We start from the raw sequence: 21,152 nt of genomic DNA, 5'->3' as shown, positions 1-21,152 counted from the left end.
TTTTCAAGTAAACGAAAATTACCCCAGATTACACAAACGCTGCAGCCAATATCAGATTGACTGTTTCAAGAGTTGATTCACATAACGCTCCGTACCCTGCTCTACGGTCAGGAAAGGTTGCGTATACCCAATCTCGCGCAGGGCAGCCATGTCGGCCTGTGTGTAGCTTTGATATTTGCCGCGCAACGCATCCGGGAAAGGGATGTAACGAATGAGTTGTTGCTGAAGCATCTGCTCCAGCGATAATGCCGCTTCATTTTTCGCTGCACGCAATGTATTGATTGTCGCTACCGCCACATCATTGAAGCTCTGCGCATTGCCCGTACCGAGATTGAAAATGCCGGATTTATTGGGGTGATCGAGAAAGAACATGTTGACCTTGACCACATCTTCCACCGAGACGAAATCGCGCAACTGACCGCCGTTTTCATAACCGTCGCACCCTTCGAACAGTTTCACGAATCCGTCAGCACGGTACTGGTTGAAGAAATGATAGGCCACCGAGGCCATGCGCCCCTTGTGCTGCTCGCGCCGGCCATACACATTGAAGTAGCGGAATCCGGCAATCTGGGATGTGCGGTGCGCCCAACGACGACGCACTACCTGATCGAACAGAAATTTTGAATAGGCATAGACGTTGAGCGGGGACTCGAATTCGCGACTCTCCTTGAACACTCCGCCGCCGCCGTATACCGAGGCGGAAGAGGCATACAGAAAGGGAACATCCTCGTTCTGGCAGTGATTCAGGACTTCCAGCGAATAGCGGTAATTGTTCTCCATCATGTAGCGGCCATTGAGTTCCATGGTGTCGGAGCAGGCGCCTTCATGCAATATCGCCGCAATGGTGCCGTCAAAGGAACCGTCCTGCAAGAGTCCAACGAAGTCTTCCTTGTCCAGGTAATCGGCGATCTCGCAATCGGCAAGATTCCTGAACTTGTCGGAATTGTTCCCCAGGTTATCGACGGCGATGATGTTGGTCTCACCGCGCTCGTTCAGCGCCTTGACCAGGTTCGATCCGATAAAACCAGCGGCGCCGGTGACTACGTAGTACATGTTTTTCTCCCAGTTTTCGGGATACAGGACACAGGATGCAGGGTACAAGCAGTTCTGCTGTATCCTGTATCCCGTATCCTGAATCCTAGTTCTTCATATCCTGAAGTATCTCTTCGCGCGACACAACGGCCGTGCCCAGCTTGCCCACCACAACGCCCGCCGCACGGTTCGCGATGCGCACGGCATCCGGCATGTCGGCGCCGCTCGCCAGCATCACCGCCAGCGTGGCGATGACGGTATCGCCCGCACCGCTGACATCAAACACTTCGCGCGCATGGGTCGGTTCGTGCAACACATCCTGCTCGCGGAACAGCGACATGCCTTCTTCGCTGCGCGTGACCAGCAATGCTTCCAATTTCAAATCGGTCCGCAGCTTTTGCGCTTTAGCGCTCAGTTCTGCATCGCTCTTCCAGTTTCCCGCCACTTCCCGGAACTCGCTGCGATTCGGTGTCAGCAACGTTGCGCCTTGATAGCGCGCATAGTCATCGCCCTTGGGGTCGACCAGCACCGGCTTGCCAGCCGCACGTGCCGACTTGATCATTTCGGCGATATGCGCCAGTCCGCCCTTGCCGTAGTCCGAGAGGATCACCACATCGGCCAGCGGCAGCTTGGTGTGGAAATCTGCCAGCTTGGCATTCAACACCTCGTGGCTGGGCGGCGTTTCGAAATCGATGCGCAGCAATTGTTGCTGCCGCGCAATGGCACGCAGTTTGACAATAGTCGAGATGCTGGCATCCCGATGCAGCATTGCTTCGACTCCGCCCTGCTCGGTCAGCAATCGCTGCAGGCAATCCCCCGCCTCATCCGCGCCAACCACCGACAGCAAAGTGCAATGCGCCCCCAGCGATGCGATATTGCGGGCCACATTGGCTGCGCCGCCGGGACGTTCTTCCACACGACTCACTTTCAATACAGGTACCGGCGCTTCCGGCGAGATGCGTGTCACGTCGCCGAACCAGTAACGGTCCAGCATCACATCGCCGACCACCAATATCCGCGCCTTATCGAACGATGGCAGCTTCATGCCAACTCTCCTATCTCTCGAATGATTTCCTGTAAAGCCAATAGCGGATCCGGCGCCTGTGTAATCGGGCGTCCGATGACCAGATAGCTCGCCCCGCTTTCCAGTGCCGCGCGCGGCGTCATGATGCGCGACTGGTCGTCGGCAGCCGCATTGGCCGGGCGGATACCCGGGGTAACCAGGCAGAAATCCTTGCCATATTGCTGACGCAGCATAGGTGCTTCGAGCGCGGAACACACTACACCATCCAGGCCGCTGTCGCGCGCGAGGCCGGCCAGAAGCGGCACCATCTGCGCCGCACTGGCATTGATACCGATGCCGTGCAGATCTTCCTGTGCCATGCTGGTAAGAATGGTGACAGCGATCAGCTTCGGGCGATGTTCGACATTCGCCAGTGCTTCGCACGCCGCTTCCAGCATGCGCTTGCCGCCCAGCGCATGCACGTTCACCATCCACACACCCAATGCTGCGGCAGCCTTGCAGGCTTGCGCCGTTGTGTTGGGAATGTCGTGGAATTTAAGATCGAGGAATACATCAAAGCCGCGCTTCTGCAGTTTCTCGACCAATTGCGGCCCGGCAGCAGTAAATAATTCCTTGCCCACCTTGAGGCGGCACAACGCCGGGTCCAGATGTTTTACCAAAGCCAGCGCCGGTGCGGCTTGTGAATAATCAAGCGCAACGATGATTTTCGCATCGCTCATATTGCCACCCCGTTCTCCTCGCTTCTCTTCGGCGAGTAACTCTCCCAGCTGTGACAGGCCGGGCAATGCCAATAGAACTGACGTGCCTTGAAACCGCAATGCTTGCAGCGATACATGGCCAGCCCGCGCGTACGCTGGAAAATCAGGTCCTTCACCAGCACAAGATCGGCTCGGCGTTCGCCGGCAATATCCAGCAACCGGGCTTCCAGCAACTTATCCAGCCCCAGCAGTGTTGGATTTCGCTTCAGTTCGTTGCGCACCATGAGATAAGCCGCTTCCGGCCCATCGCGCTGCACGAGAACGCTGAACAACACGTTCATCAGGTCCAGCGAAGGGTACTTTTGCAGCCAGGACTGCAGCAAGGCCACGCCTGCCGCTTCATCGCCGCTCTGGCGATAGGCTTGCAGCACGTGCTCGGCCACCAGTGGCAAATATTGCGCATCCTGCTGTTCGACGTGCTTCCATGTCTCGATGGCGCGCGAAACATTGCCTGCCGCCAGCTCGATGTCGCCCAGCATGATGCTGGCGCGCACGCTCTGCGGGTTGACGCTGAGCGCCTGTTCCAGATGTACCATGGCCGCATCGGTTTGTTTGCCGGTTAGCTCGCTTGCCGCAAGCTCGCAAAAAAAGAAGGCCGCTTCCTTGCCGTGGGGCTCACCGGTCAGCGCGGTCAGCCGCTGACTGATATCGATGGACTTGAGCCAGTCCTTTTCTTTCTGGTATATCTCCAGCAGGAAATCCAGCGCTTCCTTTTCATACAGCGTCCCATGCAAGTTATGAAAAGCTTCTTCTGCCCTGTCCAGAATGCCCGCTTTCAGATAGTCCTGCGCCAATTCGAACAAGGCCTGCTGTTTTTTGTCTTCGCTCAAATCGGCCCGCTCAACCAGATTGAGGTGCATACGGATAGCGCGATCCACTTCTCCGCGACGTCGAAACAGGCTGCCCAGCGCAAAGTGCAACTCGACCGTTTGCGGATCGACCTTGACTACTTCGATGAAGGCTTCGATAGCCTGGTCCTGCTGTTCGTTCAGCAGGAAATTCAGTCCCTGGAAATACGAGCGCGGCAAGGCGCTGGATTCCGTGATCAATTCCTTTATATCGATACGCGCTGCCAGCCATCCCATGCCGAAAAACAGGGGAAACACCAGCAACATCCAGGGTTCAAAATCCATCAGTTCAATATCTCGGGAGGTTGGATGGGGTAACGCTGCGCATCGATCTCGGACAATTTGTTTTTCAACTGCAGTTCACGTTTTACCGCGGAGAGTTCGCGGCGTTGCCGAAGCAGCGTGGCCAACATTGCCACAAGGCCGATGAACACACCGAGCACAAAAAAACACAGCAGCACGACGACAAATGAAGTCTGCCATTCATAGCCGAAAAAATATCGCAGTACGACGGGTTGGTCGTTCTTCACCGCAAAGCCCAGTAGCAGCAGGAACAACACGGCACGCAGTGACCAGATCAGGTATCGCATGATGACTTTATCGCTTCTAAATCGGTGCGCAACGATAGCATGAACAGAAAAGGATGCCTCAAAAATTCAAAGTTCTAAGCAAGACAAGGCGCGAACAAAAAATTGCGACGCAGCATATACGTGATATGTAAGGAGTAATTTTTTGTGAGTAACGTAAGTATTGCGACGAAATTTGGATTTTTGAGGCACCCTTAAAAAATTGGCGGCACATCTTGCGACAGGCCGCCAATCGAGTTACTTCCGAACTACATCAGGCAGAAAGATAATCCACCCGTTCGCGCAGTTCTTTCCCGGCTTTAAAGTGAGGCACGTATTTGGCAGGCACCTGAACCTTGTCGCCGGACTTGGGGTTGCGCCCCAAGCGCGGCGGACGATAGTTCAAGGCAAAACTGCCGAATCCGCGAATCTCGATACGTCCACCGCGCGACAGGGTCGCCGACATGCTATCGAGGATCACTTTGACTGCCAGCTCGGCATCCTTACCGAGCAGTTGCGTATAACGCTCCGCAAGTCTGGCGATTAGATCAGAACGGGTCATCGTTCCTCCTTACTGGGCTTCAGCCTTGTTGGAATCCAGCTTCGCCTTGAGCAGCGCACCCAGATTGGTCGTACCGGCCGTGCTGGTGTTCTCAGCAGCGAACTTCTGCATCGCAGCTGCCGTATCCGCCTTGTCCAAAGCCTTGATCGACAGGTTGATGCCGCGGTTCTTGCGATCCACGTTGATGATGACGGCCTTGACGGAATCGCCTTCTTTCAGGTGGTTGCGGATGTCTTCCACGCGGTCGGCGGAAACTTCGGATGCCTTCAGGTAAGCCTCGACATCCCCTTCAAGCATCACTACAGCGCCCTTGGCATCCAGCGATTTGACCACGCCGGTAACCACTGCACCCTTGTCATGACCGGAGGACACGAAGCCGCCGAACGGATCACCTTCCAGTTGCTTCACGCCCAGCGAAATGCGCTCGCGCTCAACGTCGATGGCCAGAACCAGAGCTTCCAGTTCGTCGCCCTTCTTGTAGTTGCGCACGGCTTCTTCGCCAGGGATAGACCAGGACAGGTCGGACAGATGCACCAGACCGTCGATACCACCTTCCAGACCGATGAACACGCCGAAGTCGGTGATGGACTTGATCGCGCCCTTAACTTTGTCGCCCTTCTTGTGGTTGAGCGCGAAGTCGTCCCATGGATTGGACTTGCACTGCTTCATGCCCAGGGAGATACGGCGGCGAGCTTCGTCGATCTCAAGGATCATGACTTCAACTTCGTCGCCCAGCGCTACAACCTTGGACGGATGCACGTTCTTGTTGGTCCAGTCCATTTCGGAAACGTGCACCAGACCTTCGATACCTTGCTCGATCTCAACGAAGGAACCGTAGTCGGTCAGGTTGGTCACCTTGCCGAACAGACGTGTACCTTGCGGGTAGCGACGTGCCAGACCATTCCACGGATCGTCGCCCATTTGCTTGATGCCCAGGGAAACGCGATTCTTCTCCTGGTCGAACTTCAGGATCTTGGCTTCAACTTCATCGCCAACTGTCAGAACTTCGGAAGGATGCTTCACGCGACGCCATGCCAAGTCGGTGATGTGCAACAGGCCGTCGATACCGCCCAAGTCAACGAATGCACCGTAGTCGGTGATGTTCTTGACGATACCCTTGACGATTGCGCCTTCCTTCAGGTTCTCCAGCAGGGACTCGCGATCGGCACCTTGCGACGCTTCCAGCACAGCGCGGCGGGAAACCACCACGTTGTTGCGCTTGCGATCCAGCTTGATAACCTTCAACTCCATCGTCTTGTTTTCGTATGGTGTGGTGTCCTTGACCGGACGAGTATCCACCAGCGAACCGGGCAGGAATGCGCGGATGCCGTTCACCATGGCAGTCAGACCGCCCTTGACCTTGCCGCTGACATAACCTTCAACGATGCGGCCTTCTTCCATTGCTTGTTCCAGATCGATCCAGGCAGCCAGGCGTTTAGCCTTCTCGCGCGACAAGCGCGTTTCGCCGTAACCGTTTTCCAGGGATTCGATGGCGACGGTAACAAAATCACCTGCCTTAACTTCGATTGCGCCCGATGCGTCTTTGAATTCTTCAACGGGAATAAAACTTTCGGACTTCAATCCGGCATTAACCACAACCACGTTCTGCTCGACGCGAACGACTTGGGCCGTAATCAATTCACCTGCGCGCATTTCTTTGCGGTTCAGGCTCTCTTCAAACATTGATGCAAAATTTTCCATTTCAGCAACTGCAGTCATTTTGGTATACCTTGAGGACAATCCCGTGATAAGCGGGGGTTAGTTAATCAACCCAAACAGAAAGGCTCTATTTGGACTCCAACGCACGGTAGCGGCTAAGCACTTCCTGAACCGCCTGCTCGATGTTCAGAGGAGTCGTATCCAGCAAGCTCGCACCTTGCGCCTGTTGCAAAGGGGCCACGCTACGCTGTGTATCCCGCTTGTCGCGCGCCTGTATATCTTGCAAAAGGGCGGCGATATTAGCACTCATCCCTTTTTCTTTCAACTGTTTATATCTGCGCTCGGCCCGCGCTTCGGCACTCGCGGTCAAAAATATCTTCAACGCCGAATCCGGGAATACCACTGACGCCATGTCGCGTCCGTCAGCCACCAGCCCCGGTGCGCGCCGGAAGGCACGCTGCTTGTCCAGCAACGCCGCACGCACCTTGGGCAAGGCTGCGATTTTAGAGGCCGCAGACCCTGCTTCCTCGGTGCGCAATTCGTCGCCCACTTTTGCTCCATCCAGCCAAATATCCTCACCCTCAAAGCGGATATCAACCTGTCCGGCCAGTTCCGCCAGTTGATCTTCTGCTTCCAGCGCGATGCCGCGCTTTTGTGCTGCCAGCCCGAGCAAACGATACAAGGCGCCGCTGTCGAGATAATGCATGCCCAGCGCCGTCGCCACGCGCTGCGCCACCGTGCCTTTGCCGGAAGCCGACGGGCCGTCGATGGCGATCACCGGCACGGCCTGCGTCACTTTGGCAAACTCGGCGAAATATTCAGGGAAAGTCTTGGCGACACACTTCGGATCGTTGATGCGTACGCCTGCTCCGCCGAAGGCCGCAAGCGAGAAACACATCGCCATGCGGTGATCGTCGTAGGTATCGATACCGGATTGGGGATTGAGGATCGAGGAGCGTGAAGCGGGCGGCATGATACGGATGAAATCCGCACCTTCTTCCACTGTTGCACCCACCTTGCGCAGCTCGGTCGCCATGGCCGCGATGCGGTCGGTCTCTTTCACTCGCCAGCTGGCGATGTTGCGCAGCGTGGTCGTGCCGTCGGCGAACAGCGCCGCCACGGCTAGTGTCATTGCCGCATCGGGGATATGGTTGCAGTCGAGATCGATGGCCTTCAACTTGCCATTGGCAGGCCCACGCGCTTCCATCCAATTCGGACCATGGTCAATCAAGGCACCCATTTCCCCCAAGGCATCCATGAACCGCTTATCGCCTTGCACACTAGCGTTGCCGACGCCTTCCACCTTCACCGGACCGCCGCCAATCGCACCAGCGGCCAAAAAATATGAGGCAGACGAAGCATCACCTTCAACATAGATTTCTTGCGGCGACACATAATTCTGGCTGCCGAACACCACAAAGCTGCGCCACTCATGCCGCTCCACTCGTACATCAAAACGCGCCATCATCGCCAGCGTGATCTCGATGTATGGCTTGGAAATGAGTTCGCCGACCACCTCGACTCTTACTGTTTGTCCTGCCAATGGCAATGCCATCAACAAACCCGTCAGGAACTGGCTCGATACATCGCCGCGTACCTCCACAATATCGCCAGCCAATTTCGCAGGAGAAATCTGCAATGGCGGAAAACCCTCATTGCCAAGATACCGAATATTTGCCCCCAGTTGGCGCAATGCATCGACCAGATCGCCGATGGGACGCTCGTGCATGCGCGGCACGCCGGAGAGTTCGTAGCTGCCGCCCGATAAGGCCAGTGCCGCTGTCAAAGGACGGAACGCCGTACCCGCATTACCGAGGAACAGTTTGGCATCTTTGTTCGGAAAATTTCCGCCACAACCCGTGATGCGATATGCGTTATCGCCGAGCGACTCGACCCGCACACCCAATATGCGCAAGGCATCCAGCATGCGTTCGGTATCATCGGAATGCAGCAGGTCACGCACTGTCGTCGTACCTTCGGCCAGCGCTGCCAGCAGCAGCACCCGATTGGAGATGCTCTTGGAACCGGGCAAACGCACGGTACCGTGCGCAGACAACAAAGGGGGGAGATCAATAGATTCGTGCTGAGTCATACTATAAGAAGTGTAGTTATTATTGTTGCGTCCAGGCGCTGCGCACTTTACGCGCCTCGCTGAAAATCTCTTCCAGTTTGGCGGCGTCGTTGTTTTCCAGCGCCTGATATACGACATAAAGCTCATCCGCGTAGCGTTTCACTTCTTTCAGCAAGGCTGCGCGATTGGCCAGACTGATGTCGCGCCACATCTCGGGACTGCTGGCCGCGATGCGGGTGAAATCGCGAAAGCCGCTGGCCGCGAAAGAAAGCAATTGTTCACGGTTGTCGCGTTGCGCCAGGTCGTGCACCAGCGCAAAAGACAGCAGGTGCGGCAGATGGCTCACTGCGGCAAAAACTTCGTCATGCTGTTGCGGTGTCAGCTCGCTCACTACCGCCCCGCATGATTGCCAAGCCTTGCGGATGCGTGCCACCGCATCTTTCGAATTCTCCGTCAACGGAGTCAGCACAACTTTCTTGCCTTGATACAGACCGGCCAGTGCTGCAGCTGCGCCACTCTTTTCGGCACCCGCAATGGGGTGCGCGGGAATGAATTGTCCAATCTTGTTACCCAGATGCGCCCGCGCTGCGGCCACCACGTCGCTCTTGGTGCTGCCACCATCTGTGACCAGCGTGTGAGCGCCAAGATGAGGGGCGATGCGGATGAATATTTCCGCCATTTGCGCCACGGGTGTAGCGAGCAGAACAATGTCCGCATCGCACACTTCCTGCGCCACATCGCCGCCGATGCGGTCAAGGATGCCGAGTTGCCTGGCCTCTTCCAGCGTTGCCGAGCTGCGCCCGAAACCGACCACTTCGCCCACGGCCCCCGCCTTGCGCAACGCCAGGGAAAACGACCCGCCAATCAATCCTGCGCCAAAGATGACGACCTTTCGAAAGGCAGGCTGCATGACTTACAGAGTCCGTCCGATCGCCCCGGCGATCGCACCCAGCGTACCCATCAGCTTCTTCAGCTCGCCCGGCGTCAGCGCCTGGTCGGCATCGCACCATGCGTCGCACGGGCTGGGGTGCATCTCGACCAGCAGACCGTCCGCACCGGCGGCAATGGCGGCCTGCGACAGCGCTGGAACCATCCACGCCTTGCCGCCTGCATGAGAAGGATCGACGATCACCGGCAAATGGGTCTCTTTCTTCAGCACGGGGATAGCCGTCACATCCAGCACGTTGCGGTATGCAGTCTCGAAGGTGCGAATGCCGCGCTCGCAGAAAATGATGTTGTGGTTGCCGCGCGCGGCGATGTATTCCGCGGCCATCAGCCATTCCGAAATCGTCGCCGACATGCCACGCTTGAGAATGACCGGTTTATTGACGCGCCCGACTTCCTTCAACAGGTCGAAGTTCTGCATGTTGCGCGTACCGATCTGGATCACGTCCACATCGTATTCGAGGAAAGCGTCGATCTGGCGCACGTCCATCAGTTCGGTGACGATGGGCAGTTTGAATTTGTCTGCCGCCTTGCGGAACATGGCCAGCCCTTCCACGCCGTGCCCCTGGAAAGCATAGGGGCTGGTGCGCGGCTTGAACGCACCGCCGCGCATCAGACGGCAGCCGGCTTCTTTCACGAACTTGGCCGACAAGTCCATCTGCTCCTGGGTCTCCACCGAACATGGGCCGCCGATGATCTGGATCTGGTTGCCGCCCAGCGGGATACCCGCGATGTCGATGACGGTATCCTGCTTGTGCGACTCGCGCGACACGATTTTGTATTGCTTGGTGATGTGCATCGCCGATTCCACACCCGGCAGCGAAGTGAACATTTCCGGATCCAGCTTGCGTTCGTCGCCGATGGCACCGATGACGGTGCGCTCCACACCGCGCGAGATATTGGCCTTGAGTCCGGCCGTTTCCAGTTTTTTTACCACCGTGTCGATTTGTGCGTCGGTGGTTTCATTGCCCATTACGATGATCATTTGATTTCTCCATTAACTTGCTGATTGATGCACTTTTCAAGCGCAGACAAAAACTTTGCATTTTCACTTTCCAGACCGATACTCACGCGCAACCAGTCCGGCATATCGTAGTTTGCTATCGGGCGTACGATCACACCCAGCTCAAGCAAGCGTCGGTACATCGCCGTTGCATTGCCGATGCGGAATGCCACGAAATTGCCGAACGACGGGATGTACTCCAGGCCCAGCTTGGTCAAACCTTCGGTGATCTGCAGCATACCGCGCCGGTTCAGTTCGAAAGTCTTCTTCACGAAGGATACATCGCGCAAGGCCGCCACGGCTGCCGCCTGCGCGACGCTGTTCACGTTGAACGGCTGGCGCACGCGATTCATCATGTCCGTCACCTGTTCATGCGCCAGTGCATAACCTACGCGCAAACCTGCCAGGCCATAAGCCTTGGAGAAAGTGCGCGAGATGATCAGGTTGGGGAACTCCTTCAGCCAGCCCACGCTGTCGTAGCGTTTGTCTTCCGGCAGATATTCGTTGTATGCCTCGTCCAGCACCACCAGAATTTCGGGTGGAAGGCCACGCAGGAATACCTCCAACTCGTCGGCACTCAGGAAGGTACCGGTCGGGTTGTTCGGGTTGGCGATGAACACGATCTTCGCCTTGTTGTCTTTGGCTGCTTTCAGCATCGCGGGCAGATCATGCCCGTAACCTTTGGCGGCCGGGACGCTGATGCCGGTTGCACCGACGGCCTGCGATGCCAGCGCGTACACCGCAAAGGCATGTGCCGAATAGACGACATTATCGCCGGGCGTCAGGAAAGCACGCGCCGCGAGTTCCAGCAGGTCGTTGCTTCCGTTGCCCAAGGTCACGTTGGCATGGGTTACACCGTAGCGTTTCACCAGCGCATCCTTCAGATCGAAACCGTTGCCGTCCGGATACAGCGCGATGGTCTTGATCGCCTCCTGCATCGCGGCAACCGCGGCCGGGCTCGCACCCAGCGGGTTCTCGTTCGAGGCCAGCTTGACGATGCCGGTGATGCCCAGCTCGCGCTCCAACTCGGAGATCGGCTTGCCCGGCTGATACGGCGCAATAGAGCGAATATAGGAAGGTGCTAAATCACAGTAATTCATTTGATACCTTGCTTGTTGAAACGTTTAGCCGGCGACCGGATAAGAACCCAGCACCTTGACGAAAGAAGCAATCTGCTTGAGCTGCGCCAACGAAGCCGCCACTTTGGCATCCGATTGATGACCTTCAATATCGACGTAGAACACATATTCCCACAAGCCGGTGCGAGAAGGCCGCGATTCCATCTTGGTCATCGACACGCCATTGCTCGCAAACGGCGTGAGCAGGTCGTGCATCGCACCGGGACGGTTTGCGGCGGACATCGCCAGCGAAGTCTTGTCGCGGCCGGACGGCGCCACTTCCTGCTTGCCGATGACGAGGAAGCGCGTGGTGTTGCGCGCATCGTCCTCAATGTTCGGCACCAGGACTTTCAGCTTGAAATGCTCCGCAGCCTGCTCCCCGGCAATGGCTGCAGCGAATGATTCCTCTGCCGCCAGGCGCGCTGCGTCGGCATTGCTGGACGCAGTGATACGCTCGGCGTGCGGCAGATGTGCATTCAACCAGCCCTGGCATTGCCCGAAAGATTGCGGATGCGAATAGACTTTACGAATAAGCGAAAGATCATTCTCGTTCGACAGCACGCATTGATGCACCTGCAGCAAGACCTCGCCGCAAATCTTGAGATTGCTGTTCAGCAGCAGATCAAGCGTGCGCCCAATCGCTCCCTCGGTGGAATTCTCTACCGGCACCAGACCGTAGTTGGCCGCTCCGCTTTCCACGGCACTGAATACGCCATCTATCGAATCAACGGGCAATCCTTCGGTAGCCTGACCGAATCTCTGGAAGACCGCGGCTTCGCTGAACGTCCCGTGCGGGCCAAGATAAGCCACACGCAACGGGGCCTCCAGCGCGCGGCATTGCGACATGACCTCGGTGAACAACTGCGTCACTCCCTGGTTGGACAGCGGCCCGGTATTCGCCTGAACCATGCGCTGCAGCACCTGAGCCTCGCGCTCGGGACGCAGCACCGCGCCGTTTCCCTTGGCATGGCCGATCTGCTGCGCCAGTCCGGCGCGCTGATTGAAGAGCTTCAGCAACTCGTCGTCGATACGGTCGATTTTTTCCCGGTATTTTTTCAACTCTTCGCTCATTCGTCCGCCTCCAGCGGCAACGCCCGCACCATCAGCACACCGGGAATGGCTGCAATCTGCGCAATCACGTTTTCTGGCAGTGCGGTATCGGTATCAACAAGTGTGTAAGCCATGTCTCCGCGCGATTTGTTGGTCATGTTATGAATATTGATACTTGCTTTCGCCAGCGCAGTGGATATCTGCCCCAGCATGTTCGGCACATTGCTGTTGGCAATGGCCACACGAAACGCCGATTCGCGCGGCATGGAAACATTGGGGAAGTTCACCGTGTTGGCGATATTGCCGTGTTCCAGATATTCGCGCAGCTGCTCCACCACCATCACGGCACAATTCTCTTCCGCCTCTTCAGTGGAAGCCCCCAGATGAGGCAGTGCGATGATCTTGTCATTCGATAGCGACTTGTTGCTTGGAAAATCGCATACATAACCGCGCAAATGATTGCTCGCCAGCCCGGCAATGACCGCATCCTCGTTGACAATGGCATCGCGCGAGAAGTTCAGCAGCACAGCACCCGACTTCATCGCCGCCACGCGCTTGTCGTCGATCAGGTTGCGGGTCGCATCCAGCAGCGGCACGTGCAGCGTGACGAAATCGCTGTGCTTGAGCAGGTCCTCGATGCCGGATGCCTTCTTCACCTGCGAAGACAGGCTCCATGCCGCATCCACAGTGATCTCCGGATCGTAGCCGATCACTTTCATGCCGAGCCCGATGGCGGCATTCGCCACCAGGCGTCCGATCGCGCCCAAGCCGACTATACCCAGCGTACGTCCCTGCAACTCGGTCCCGGCGTAGTCTTTCTTTCCGTCCTCGACCAGCTTGTGCATGGTCGCATCGTCGCCCTTCAACCCGGATGTAAAACGCAGCGCAGGAACGACGTTGCGCGAGGCCAGCAGCATGCCCGTGATGACCAGCTCCTTGACCGCGTTCGCGTTCGCGCCAGGCGCAATGAAGACCGGCACGCCGCGCTCGCTCATCTTCTTCACGGGCACGTTGTTCGTTCCCGCCCCTGCGCGTGCAATGGCCAGCACACCGGACGGGATATCCATCTCCAGCATGTTGTGCGATCGCACCAGAATCGCATCCGGATGTGTGACCTTGTCCCCTACGTGATAGCGCCCCGCCGGCAGGCGCTTCAGGCCTGTCGGCGAAATCTTGTTCAGCGTCAGGATCTGGAAACCCTTAGCCATGCTGGCTGGCAAACTCGTTCATGAAGTTCACCAGAGCCTGCACGCCTGCCAAGGGCATCGCGTTGTAGATGGAAGCACGCATGCCGCCGACGGAACGGTGTCCCTTCAGTTGCAGCAAACCGCGCGCATCCGCCTGTTTCAGGAAATCGCCGTCCATATTCGCATCCTTAAGCGTGAACGGCACGTTCATGCGCGAACGGTCAGACTTGCTCACCGGGCAATTGTAAAAGCCGTTGCTGGCATCGATCGCCGAGTACAGCAGCTCCGCCTTGGCGATATTGGCGCGCTCCATGGCGCCGATGCCGCCGTTCTTTTTCAGCCACTGGAACACCAGTCCGGCCATGTAGATGGCAAACGTGGGCGGCGTGTTGTACATCGAGTCGTTATCGGCGTGTGTCTTGTAATCCAGCATGGTCGGCAATCCTGACGGAGCATGTCCTATCAGGTCTTCGCGCACGATCACGATGGTCAGGCCTGCCGGGCCAATGTTCTTCTGCGCACCGGCATAGATCAGGCCGAACTTCCAGACATCCACAGGGCGCGAAAGGATATTGGAAGACATGTCCGCCACCAGCGGCACATCGCCCACATTGGGAATCCAGTTGAACTCGACGCCGCCGATGGTTTCGTTCGGCGTGTAGTGCAGGTAGGCCGCATCCTTGTCCAGTTTCCAGGTGTCGAATGCGGGTACATAGGTACATTTCTTGTCGTTATTGTCCGCCGCCACATTCACGTAGCTGAATTTCTTGGCTTCTGCGATGGCCTTTTTCGACCACTCGCCGGTATTCACGTAGTCGGCGGAGAGCTTGCCGCGCAGTAGGTTCAACGGAATCATCGAGAACTGCTGATGCGCGCCGCCTTGCAGGAATAGCACTTTGTAATTGGCGGGGATTCCCATCAACTCGCGCAGATCGGCCTCGGCTTGGGCATGGATGCCCATGTATTCCTTGCCGCGGTGCGACATTTCCATCACGGACATGCCGCTGCCATGCCAGTCGATGAGTTCCGACTGTGCCTGCTGCAACACTTCTTTCGGCAACACTGCCGGGCCTGCGCTGAAATTGTAAATCGTCATGCAGCTCTCCTCAGAGGTTATTCAGATTCAGGTTCAGATTCTTCTTCCGTTTCGGCGATACGGCTTAAACCTGCCAACTTCTCGCCCTCGCCCAGATTGATCAGTGTCACGCCTTGCGTGGCGCGGCTCATCTCGCGGATCTCGTTGACGCGCGTGCGAATCAGCACGCCGTTGGTGCCTATCAGCATGATTTCTTCTTCCGGCTTGACCAGCGTCGCCGCCACCACCTTGCCATTACGCTCGGTGGTCTGTATCGCGATCATGCCCTGCGTACCGCGTCCGTGACGGGTATATTCAGCGATCGGCGTGCGTTTGCCGAAGCCGTTCTCGGTTGCGGTCAGCACGGTTTGCTGTTCGTCTTCCGCCACCAGCAGCGCAATCACTTTGCCACCCTTGGCCAGGTTCATGCCGCGCACGCCGCGCGTCACACGGCCCATCGAGCGCACGTCATCCTCGTCGAAACGCACTGCCCTGCCTTCATCCGAGAACAGCATCACGTCGTGCTTGCCGTCGGTAATCGCCACGCCGATAAGGAAGTCGCCCTCGTCCAGATTGATGGCGATGATGCCGGCCTTGCGCGGGTTGGCGAAGTCGGACAACGGCGTCTTTTTCACCGTACCGTCGGTGGTGGCAAAGAAGATGAACTGATCTTCGGTAAACTCTTTCACCGGCAGAATGGCGTTGATCTTTTCGTTCGGCTCCAGCGGCAACAAATTGACGATAGGCTTGCCGCGGCTGATGCGCGTACCTTGCGGCACGTCGTACACCTTGAGCCAGTACACGCGACCGCGGTTGGAGAAGCACAGGATGTAATCGTGCGTGTTGGCGATGAACAGGTTATCGACGAAATCGTCTTCCTTGGTCGCGGTGGCCTGCTTGCCGCGTCCGCCGCGTTTCTGGGCGCGGTATTCATCCAGCTTCTGCGCCTTCATGTAGCCGCCGTGCGACATGGTCACCACCACGTCTTCCGGCGCGATCAGGTCTTCCATGCTCATGTCTTGTGTATGCGTGATGATTTCGCTACGGCGCTTGTCGCCGAACTGCGAGCGTATCGTCACCAGTTCGTCGCCGATGATCTGAGTCACGCGGGCCGGCTTGGCCAGGATATCCAGCAGGTCGGTGATCTTGTCCATCACCTCGCGGTACTCTCCGACGATCTTGTCCTGCTCCAGTCCGGTCAAACGTTGCAAACGCAATTCCAGAATGGCTTGTGCTTGCGCATCCGACAGGTAGTAGCCACGTTCACCGTCTTTTCCTACCAGACCGAACTCAGGTGCCAAACCATCGGGACGCGATGCGTCGCTGACGCGGGAAAGCATGTCTTCCACCAGCGAGGAGCGCCAGCCGCGCGCCATCAATTCTCGCTTGGCGTCCGGCGGAGTCGGTGCGGCCTTGATCAGCGCAATGATCTCGTCCACATTGGACAGCGCGACTGCCAGACCTTCCAGGATATGGCCGCGCTCACGCGCCTTGCGCAGTTCGAATATGGTGCGGCGCGTGACAACTTCGCGACGATGGCGCAGGAACGCCTCGATCACTTGCTTGAGGTTGAGCAGCTTGGGCTGGCCGTCAAGAATCGCGACCATGTTGATACCGAAGCTGTCCTGCATCGGCGTGTCTTTGTATAGCTGGTTCAGGATCACTTCAGCGTTCTCACCGCGCTTCAGCTCGATCACCGCACGCATGCCGGATTTGTCCGATTCGTCGCGAATCTCGGAGATGCCTTCAATGCGCTTTTCGCGCACCATCTCGCCGATCTTCATCAGCAACGTGGCCTTGTTTACCTGATACGGAAGTTCGTCAATGATGATGGCCTGACGGTCGCCCTTGCCGATGTCCTCGAAGTGGGTACGCGCACGCATCACCACGCGGCCACGGCCCGTGCGGTAACCTTCCTTCACTCCTGCCAGGCCGTAGATGAATCCGGCGGTCGGGAAGTCGGGAGCCGGCACCAGTTCGATCAGCTGCTCGATGTCCATGTCCGGCTCTTTCAGCAGGGCCAGGCAGGCATCCACCACTTCACTCATGTTGTGCGGCGGGATGTTGGTCGCCATGCCCACCGCGATACCGGAGGAGCCGTTCACCAGCAGGTTGGGGAAGCGCGCGGGGAACACCAGCGGCTCATGCTCCGAACCGTCGTAGTTCGGCCCGAAGTCCACTGTCTCTTTATCCAGATCGGCCAGCAGTTCGTGTGCGATCTTCGCCATGCGGATCTCGGTGTAACGCATCGCCGCCGCGTTATCGCCGTCCACCGAACCGAAGTTACCCTGGCCATCCACCAGCGTGTAACGCAAGGAAAAATCCTGCGCCATGCGCACGATGGTGTCGTACACCGCCGTGTCGCCGTGCGGGTGGTATTTACCGATGACATCGCCGACGATACGCGCGGATTTCTTGTAAGCGCGATTCCAGTCGTTATTGAGTTCGTGCATCGCGAACAGAACGCGCCTGTGCACCGGCTTCAGGCCATCGCGCACATCCGGCAACGCACGGCCCACGATGACGCTCATCGCATAGTCCAGATAGGACTTGCGCATTTCTTCTTCAAGGCTGACTGGCAGGGTTTCTTTGGCGAATTGTTGTTCCATGAGCGACCTAATTATTGAGACGTAGGGGCAAAAAACGAAGTTCGCATTCTACCACAGCAGCCCTGACACGGTGCGGCGGAGCCGACGGTGCGGGAGGGGCTGCACGCGGTCGCTCCCGCAATCGGCTGCTACGCAGTAACGCGTCGCGACCGCCCCCTGACACGGTGCGGCGGAGCCGACGGTGCGGGAGGGGCTGCAGGCAGTCGCTCCCGCAATCGGCTGCTTACGCAGTAACGCACCCGCAAGGAGTAGGCCGATGGGTTCCCCGCTGCTACGCAGCGATCCATTCGCTCAGTCGCGCCCCCCTCCCGCGCCGACTACCGGCCAGCCCACCTTCTTAGTTTGGCTATTAGCCGGTAGTTTTGTTAAAGTCGCTTACCTGTCAACAAGAGCCCACGCCATGTCCAACGCCGACCCTATCGAACTGGAAAAATTCTCGCAACTCGCCCACAAGTGGTGGGACAAGAACAGCGAATTCAAGCCTCTGCACGAGATTAACCCTTTGCGCCTTGGGTACATCGACCGCATCGCGTCTCTTTCCGGCAAGACGGTGCTGGATGTGGGCTGCGGCGGCGGCATTTTGACGGAGAGCCTGGCAGCGTCCGGCGCCAAGGTGACGGGCATCGACCTTGCAGACAAGTCGTTGCAAGTCGCCAAACTGCACTTGCTGGAAAGCGGCATGCAGGTGGAATACCGCAAGGTGGCAGTGGAAGAGCTGGCTGCCGAGCGCCCCGCCCATTACGACGTGGTGACCTGCATGGAGATGCTGGAACATGTACCCGATCCCGCCGCCGTGGTCGCAGCCTGCGCCCAACTGGCGAAGCCGGGCGGACATGTGTTCTTCTCCACGCTGAACCGCAACCCGAAGTCGTACCTGTTCGCAATCCTCGGCGCGGAATATGTACTCAATCTGCTGCCGCGCGGAACGCACGACTTCGCCAAATTCATCAAACCTTCCGAGCTCGCGCAATGGTGCCGCGATGCGGGGCTGACTGTTTCGGATATCACAGGCATGAGCTATAACCCGCTGAACAAGAGCTACTCCCTCGGGCACGATACCAGCGTCAATTACATGGCCGCTTGCCGCAAAGACTAACGTGATTCAGGCAGTTCTCTTCGATCTCGACGGCACCTTCGCTGATTCCGCCCCCGACTTGGGTGCGGCACTTAACCATGTGCGTGAGTTGCACGACCTGCCACCTTTACCCATCGAGATTCTCCGTCTGCAGGCTTCTCATGGCTCGCGCGGACTGCTCAAACTGGGAATGAACGTCGAGCCGGACGCGCCCAATTACGAAGCGTTGCGCGATGCATTCCTGCAGCATTATGAAAGTCACATCTGCGACAACACTGTCCTGTTCCCCGGCATGGGAGCGCTGATTGCCGAACTGGAGCGGCACGATCTGCCCTGGGGCATCGTCACCAACAAGCCGCACCGCTATACCGTTCCGCTGATGGAAAAACTCGGCTATGCCAAACGCGCAGCCTGTCTGGTTAGTGGCGATACCTGCGCACGCGCCAAACCGCATCCGATGCCGTTGCTGCACGCGGCAGATCTGATGGGGGTCATCCCGGAAAACTGCCTCTATCTGGGCGACGATCTGCGCGACATGGAAGCAGCACAGGCCGCAGGCATGACTGGCATCATCGCGGCATACGGCTATATCGATCCGGTTGCGGATCTAACCGCCTGGCCTGCCTCCGGCAGCGTACTAACACCCTTTGCCCTGCTGCGTTACATCCAGAACTGAACGGCGGTATGATGCCCTACATAACAAGAAATCCGGGCAGGAGAGCATGAACAAGAAAGCCGGGGGAGATGACACATCCACCAATCCAACACAAGACAATATCCAGGAGATATTGCACAAAGTCATCATCGCCCATCAACAGGCGTTGACTCTGCTGCAACAGACCGAGGCGGCGTATAGTCGGCTGATCCCGCATCAATTGCTCCACCTGCTCGAAGCCAAAAGCATCGTGGATGTAAAGCTGGGCGACCAGGTCGAACGCAAAATGACCATTCTGTTCTCGGACATCCGCGATTTCACTCCGCTATCGGAATCCATGACCCCGACGGAAAACTTCGAGTTCATCAATTCGTATCTCGGCCAGATGGAACCCGTCATCAGCCGCCATCACGGCATCATCGACAAATACATCGGCGACACCATCATGGCCCTGTTCGAAAAAGGCGCGGATGATGCAGTCAGCGGTGCCATCGCCATGCAGGAACGGCTGGATTATTACAATGCCGGACGCATACGTGCGGGCTACGAGCCGATCAACGTCGGCATCGGCCTGAACACGGGCGTGGTGATGATCGGCACGGTGGGCGGCATCAACCGCATGGACAGCACCGTGATCGGCGATGCCGTGAACCTGACCTCGCGCATCGAAGAAGCCACCAAGACCTACCATGCGCCCCTCATCATCAGCCAGAACACTTTGTACGACCTGGCCGACCCAAAAAAATTCGACATCCGATTCCTGGACCGCATTCGCGTCAAAGGCAAATCACAGCCGCTTTCCATTTATGAAGTCTTCGACAACAACCCCGAAGAACTGCGTAACAGTAAACGGGAAACCCTGGAGATATTCGAAAAGGCGGTCGCCTATTACCACCTGAAAGACACCGAGAAAGCCATCCCGCTGCTCAGGCAGTGCATCGATATTTCCCCAGAGGACTTTCCTGCCCTCTTCTACCTGGAGCGCTGCTACGAATTTCAGGCCACCGGACAGCATTTGGGAACCGGAGAACTGCAGACCGGGCTGGCATGGAAAGAAGACCAACATACCGGCTTGCCGGAAGTCGACGCGGCACATCATGTTTTGATGGAACACATCAACACACTCTCCGCACAAATCGATCAAAACGACTGCGGCAAGTTTGCCGACATTTTCCCCTTCCTCGCGCAGCACACCCAACAACTCTTCCCCATAGAAGAAAAAATGATGCGGGAGCGCAATTACCCCTTCGCCGATGGCCATGCCCAGGAGCACAAGCGCTTCATCGAAAATTTTTCCGAACTGGAAAAGAAAGCCAGAATCGGCAAGGAAGACCCGCGCTACCTCGCCTTCCGTACCGAACTGCTACTGCTCGACTGGTTCTCTTCGCATGCCACCAAGGCTGACCGCCACTTCTCCCGCTCCCTGCTGCAGAACAAGCCGAAGTAATACTGCTATAATGCCCACTGTTAGTAGCACAACGAACCGGGGGCGACCTGGCTTCGACGTGGGTTACAAAGCAGCGTAGGGCATACCGAGGACCCGCAACCTCGTAAATCAGCTGGAAAACCAATAGTCGCAAACGACGAAAAGTACGCTCTAGCCGCTTAACCGGTTAGACCTCACACCCCGCTGTCTGTGGAGGGGCTCAAGGTAGCAATACCGCGATGAGTGAGGTCATTTACACAGAATCGTGTCGTACAGGGTTACTTTGTACGAAGCTAAAATTAAGGTGACTCGTCCTGTAGCAGCCTGTCGGTTGGCGTCTGCCGGATAAAATTAAACAACCAGACTAAGTATGTAGAACTGCCTGTAGAGGACTTGCGGACGCGGGTTCAATTCCCGCCGCCTCCACCATTTCACTGTATCACCCTGTCTAACGACATACACGAAACCCGCTTCAATCCTAACGATTGG

18 protein-coding genes and 1 other RNA gene are annotated in these 21,152 nt (G+C 57.3%); 4 read left to right on the top strand and 15 right to left on the bottom strand.

The window, feature by feature from the left end; translation table 11 throughout:
- Window positions 1-51: 51 nt before the first annotated feature.
- From rfaD to gyrA, 15 genes are all read right to left on the bottom strand, one after another.
- On the bottom strand, window positions 52-1,053 hold the full coding sequence (rfaD, locus tag QOY30_RS06265) for an ADP-glyceromanno-heptose 6-epimerase (protein WP_283743770.1): 1,002 nt from the start codon (window positions 1,051-1,053) through the stop codon (window positions 52-54).
- 85 nt (window positions 1,054-1,138) lie between these two features.
- The gene (rfaE1, locus tag QOY30_RS06260) at window positions 1,139-2,077 is read right to left on the bottom strand and encodes a D-glycero-beta-D-manno-heptose-7-phosphate kinase (RefSeq protein WP_283743769.1); all 939 of its coding nucleotides are present in this window, start codon (window positions 2,075-2,077) and stop codon (window positions 1,139-1,141) included.
- Window positions 2,074-2,775, bottom strand: a complete 702-nt coding sequence (gene pyrF / locus QOY30_RS06255) for an orotidine-5'-phosphate decarboxylase (RefSeq protein WP_283743768.1) — start codon at window positions 2,773-2,775, stop codon at window positions 2,074-2,076. Before pyrF ends, rfaE1 begins: the two co-directional genes overlap by 4 nt.
- Complete coding sequence (gene lapB, locus QOY30_RS06250) at window positions 2,772-3,947, bottom strand: lipopolysaccharide assembly protein LapB (protein WP_283743767.1); 1,176 nt, start codon at window positions 3,945-3,947, stop codon at window positions 2,772-2,774. Before lapB ends, pyrF begins: the two co-directional genes overlap by 4 nt.
- Entirely contained in the window at window positions 3,947-4,252 is a 306-nt protein-coding gene (locus QOY30_RS06245; protein WP_283743766.1) for a LapA family protein, read from the bottom strand. The genes lapB and QOY30_RS06245 overlap by 1 nt, the downstream gene beginning before the upstream one ends.
- A 250-nt stretch (window positions 4,253-4,502) precedes the next feature.
- A complete protein-coding gene (locus tag QOY30_RS06240; RefSeq protein WP_283743765.1) occupies window positions 4,503-4,790 on the bottom strand; it encodes an integration host factor subunit beta in 288 nt (95 codons plus the stop codon).
- 9 nt (window positions 4,791-4,799) lie between these two features.
- Window positions 4,800-6,509: a 30S ribosomal protein S1 gene (gene rpsA, locus QOY30_RS06235; protein WP_283743764.1), complete on the bottom strand. Its 1,710-nt coding sequence runs from the start codon at window positions 6,507-6,509 to the stop codon at window positions 4,800-4,802.
- A gap of 67 nt (window positions 6,510-6,576) precedes the next feature.
- On the bottom strand, window positions 6,577-8,541 hold the full coding sequence (locus tag QOY30_RS06230; protein WP_283743763.1) for a bifunctional 3-phosphoshikimate 1-carboxyvinyltransferase/cytidylate kinase: 1,965 nt from the start codon (window positions 8,539-8,541) through the stop codon (window positions 6,577-6,579).
- 19 nt (window positions 8,542-8,560) lie between these two features.
- Window positions 8,561-9,430, bottom strand: a complete 870-nt coding sequence (locus tag QOY30_RS06225; protein WP_283743762.1) for a prephenate dehydrogenase — start codon at window positions 9,428-9,430, stop codon at window positions 8,561-8,563.
- Between the two features lie 3 nt (window positions 9,431-9,433).
- Window positions 9,434-10,450, bottom strand: coding sequence for a 3-deoxy-7-phosphoheptulonate synthase (aroF, locus tag QOY30_RS06220; RefSeq protein ID WP_283743761.1), 1,017 nt, complete (start codon window positions 10,448-10,450; stop codon window positions 9,434-9,436).
- The gene (hisC, locus tag QOY30_RS06215; RefSeq protein WP_283743760.1) at window positions 10,447-11,568 is read right to left on the bottom strand and encodes a histidinol-phosphate transaminase; all 1,122 of its coding nucleotides are present in this window, start codon (window positions 11,566-11,568) and stop codon (window positions 10,447-10,449) included. Before hisC ends, aroF begins: the two co-directional genes overlap by 4 nt.
- A gap of 24 nt (window positions 11,569-11,592) precedes the next feature.
- Window positions 11,593-12,657, bottom strand: coding sequence for a prephenate dehydratase (pheA, locus tag QOY30_RS06210; RefSeq protein ID WP_283743759.1), 1,065 nt, complete (start codon window positions 12,655-12,657; stop codon window positions 11,593-11,595).
- Window positions 12,654-13,844, bottom strand: coding sequence for a phosphoglycerate dehydrogenase (locus QOY30_RS06205; RefSeq protein WP_283743758.1), 1,191 nt, complete (start codon window positions 13,842-13,844; stop codon window positions 12,654-12,656). The genes pheA and QOY30_RS06205 overlap by 4 nt, the downstream gene beginning before the upstream one ends.
- Complete coding sequence (gene serC / locus QOY30_RS06200; RefSeq protein WP_283743757.1) at window positions 13,837-14,919, bottom strand: 3-phosphoserine/phosphohydroxythreonine transaminase; 1,083 nt, start codon at window positions 14,917-14,919, stop codon at window positions 13,837-13,839. The genes QOY30_RS06205 and serC overlap by 8 nt, the downstream gene beginning before the upstream one ends.
- A 17-nt stretch (window positions 14,920-14,936) precedes the next feature.
- Window positions 14,937-17,507 (bottom strand): DNA gyrase subunit A, encoded by a 2,571-nt coding sequence (gene gyrA / locus QOY30_RS06195; RefSeq protein ID WP_283743756.1) that lies wholly within the window; start codon window positions 17,505-17,507, stop codon window positions 14,937-14,939.
- A gap of 400 nt (window positions 17,508-17,907) precedes the next feature.
- Between gyrA and ubiG the strand changes: the two genes are divergently transcribed.
- The 4 genes from ubiG to ssrA all read left to right on the top strand — a co-directional run bounded on the left by ubiG (window position 17,908) and on the right by ssrA (window position 21,092).
- The gene (gene ubiG / locus QOY30_RS06190) at window positions 17,908-18,603 is read left to right on the top strand and encodes a bifunctional 2-polyprenyl-6-hydroxyphenol methylase/3-demethylubiquinol 3-O-methyltransferase UbiG (protein ID WP_283743755.1); all 696 of its coding nucleotides are present in this window, start codon (window positions 17,908-17,910) and stop codon (window positions 18,601-18,603) included.
- Window position 18,604: 1 nt separating this feature from the next.
- Window positions 18,605-19,258, top strand: coding sequence for an HAD family hydrolase (locus tag QOY30_RS06185; RefSeq protein WP_283743754.1), 654 nt, complete (start codon window positions 18,605-18,607; stop codon window positions 19,256-19,258).
- 46 nt (window positions 19,259-19,304) lie between these two features.
- Complete coding sequence (locus tag QOY30_RS06180) at window positions 19,305-20,684, top strand: hemerythrin domain-containing protein (protein ID WP_283743753.1); 1,380 nt, start codon at window positions 19,305-19,307, stop codon at window positions 20,682-20,684.
- Between the two features lie 38 nt (window positions 20,685-20,722).
- Window positions 20,723-21,092: a transfer-messenger RNA gene (gene ssrA / locus QOY30_RS06175) on the top strand.
- The last annotated feature ends 60 nt before the right edge of the window (window positions 21,093-21,152 follow it).

The sequence above is a fragment of the Sideroxydans sp. CL21 genome, assembly GCF_902459525.1.
In the GTDB taxonomy this organism is placed as follows: Bacteria; Pseudomonadota; Gammaproteobacteria; order Burkholderiales; family Gallionellaceae; genus Sideroxyarcus.
Note: the sequence above shows the minus strand (reverse complement) of the source record. Positions and strands in the feature narration are given on the sequence as shown.

Bases quoted from the DNA above. Each gene is read 5' to 3' on its own strand.
- rfaD (WP_283743770.1), bottom strand. From the start codon at position 1,053: ATGTACTACGTAGTCACCGGCGCCGCTGGTTTTATCGGATCGAACCTG.
- rfaE1 (WP_283743769.1), bottom strand. From the start codon at position 2,077: ATGAAGCTGCCATCGTTCGATAAGGCGCGGATATTGGTGGTCGGCGAT.
- pyrF (WP_283743768.1), bottom strand. From the start codon at position 2,775: ATGAGCGATGCGAAAATCATCGTTGCGCTTGATTATTCACAAGCCGCA.
- lapB (WP_283743767.1), bottom strand. From the start codon at position 3,947: ATGGATTTTGAACCCTGGATGTTGCTGGTGTTTCCCCTGTTTTTCGGC.
- QOY30_RS06245 (WP_283743766.1), bottom strand. From the start codon at position 4,252: ATGCGATACCTGATCTGGTCACTGCGTGCCGTGTTGTTCCTGCTGCTA.
- QOY30_RS06240 (WP_283743765.1), bottom strand. From the start codon at position 4,790: ATGACCCGTTCTGATCTAATCGCCAGACTTGCGGAGCGTTATACGCAA.
- rpsA (WP_283743764.1), bottom strand. From the start codon at position 6,509: ATGACTGCAGTTGCTGAAATGGAAAATTTTGCATCAATGTTTGAAGAG.
- QOY30_RS06230 (WP_283743763.1), bottom strand. From the start codon at position 8,541: ATGACTCAGCACGAATCTATTGATCTCCCCCCTTTGTTGTCTGCGCAC.
- QOY30_RS06225 (WP_283743762.1), bottom strand. From the start codon at position 9,430: ATGCAGCCTGCCTTTCGAAAGGTCGTCATCTTTGGCGCAGGATTGATT.
- aroF (WP_283743761.1), bottom strand. From the start codon at position 10,450: ATGATCATCGTAATGGGCAATGAAACCACCGACGCACAAATCGACACG.
- hisC (WP_283743760.1), bottom strand. From the start codon at position 11,568: ATGAATTACTGTGATTTAGCACCTTCCTATATTCGCTCTATTGCGCCG.
- pheA (WP_283743759.1), bottom strand. From the start codon at position 12,657: ATGAGCGAAGAGTTGAAAAAATACCGGGAAAAAATCGACCGTATCGAC.
- QOY30_RS06205 (WP_283743758.1), bottom strand. From the start codon at position 13,844: ATGGCTAAGGGTTTCCAGATCCTGACGCTGAACAAGATTTCGCCGACA.
- serC (WP_283743757.1), bottom strand. From the start codon at position 14,919: ATGACGATTTACAATTTCAGCGCAGGCCCGGCAGTGTTGCCGAAAGAA.
- gyrA (WP_283743756.1), bottom strand. From the start codon at position 17,507: ATGGAACAACAATTCGCCAAAGAAACCCTGCCAGTCAGCCTTGAAGAA.
- ubiG (WP_283743755.1), top strand. From the start codon at position 17,908: ATGTCCAACGCCGACCCTATCGAACTGGAAAAATTCTCGCAACTCGCC.
- QOY30_RS06180 (WP_283743753.1), top strand. From the start codon at position 19,305: ATGAACAAGAAAGCCGGGGGAGATGACACATCCACCAATCCAACACAA.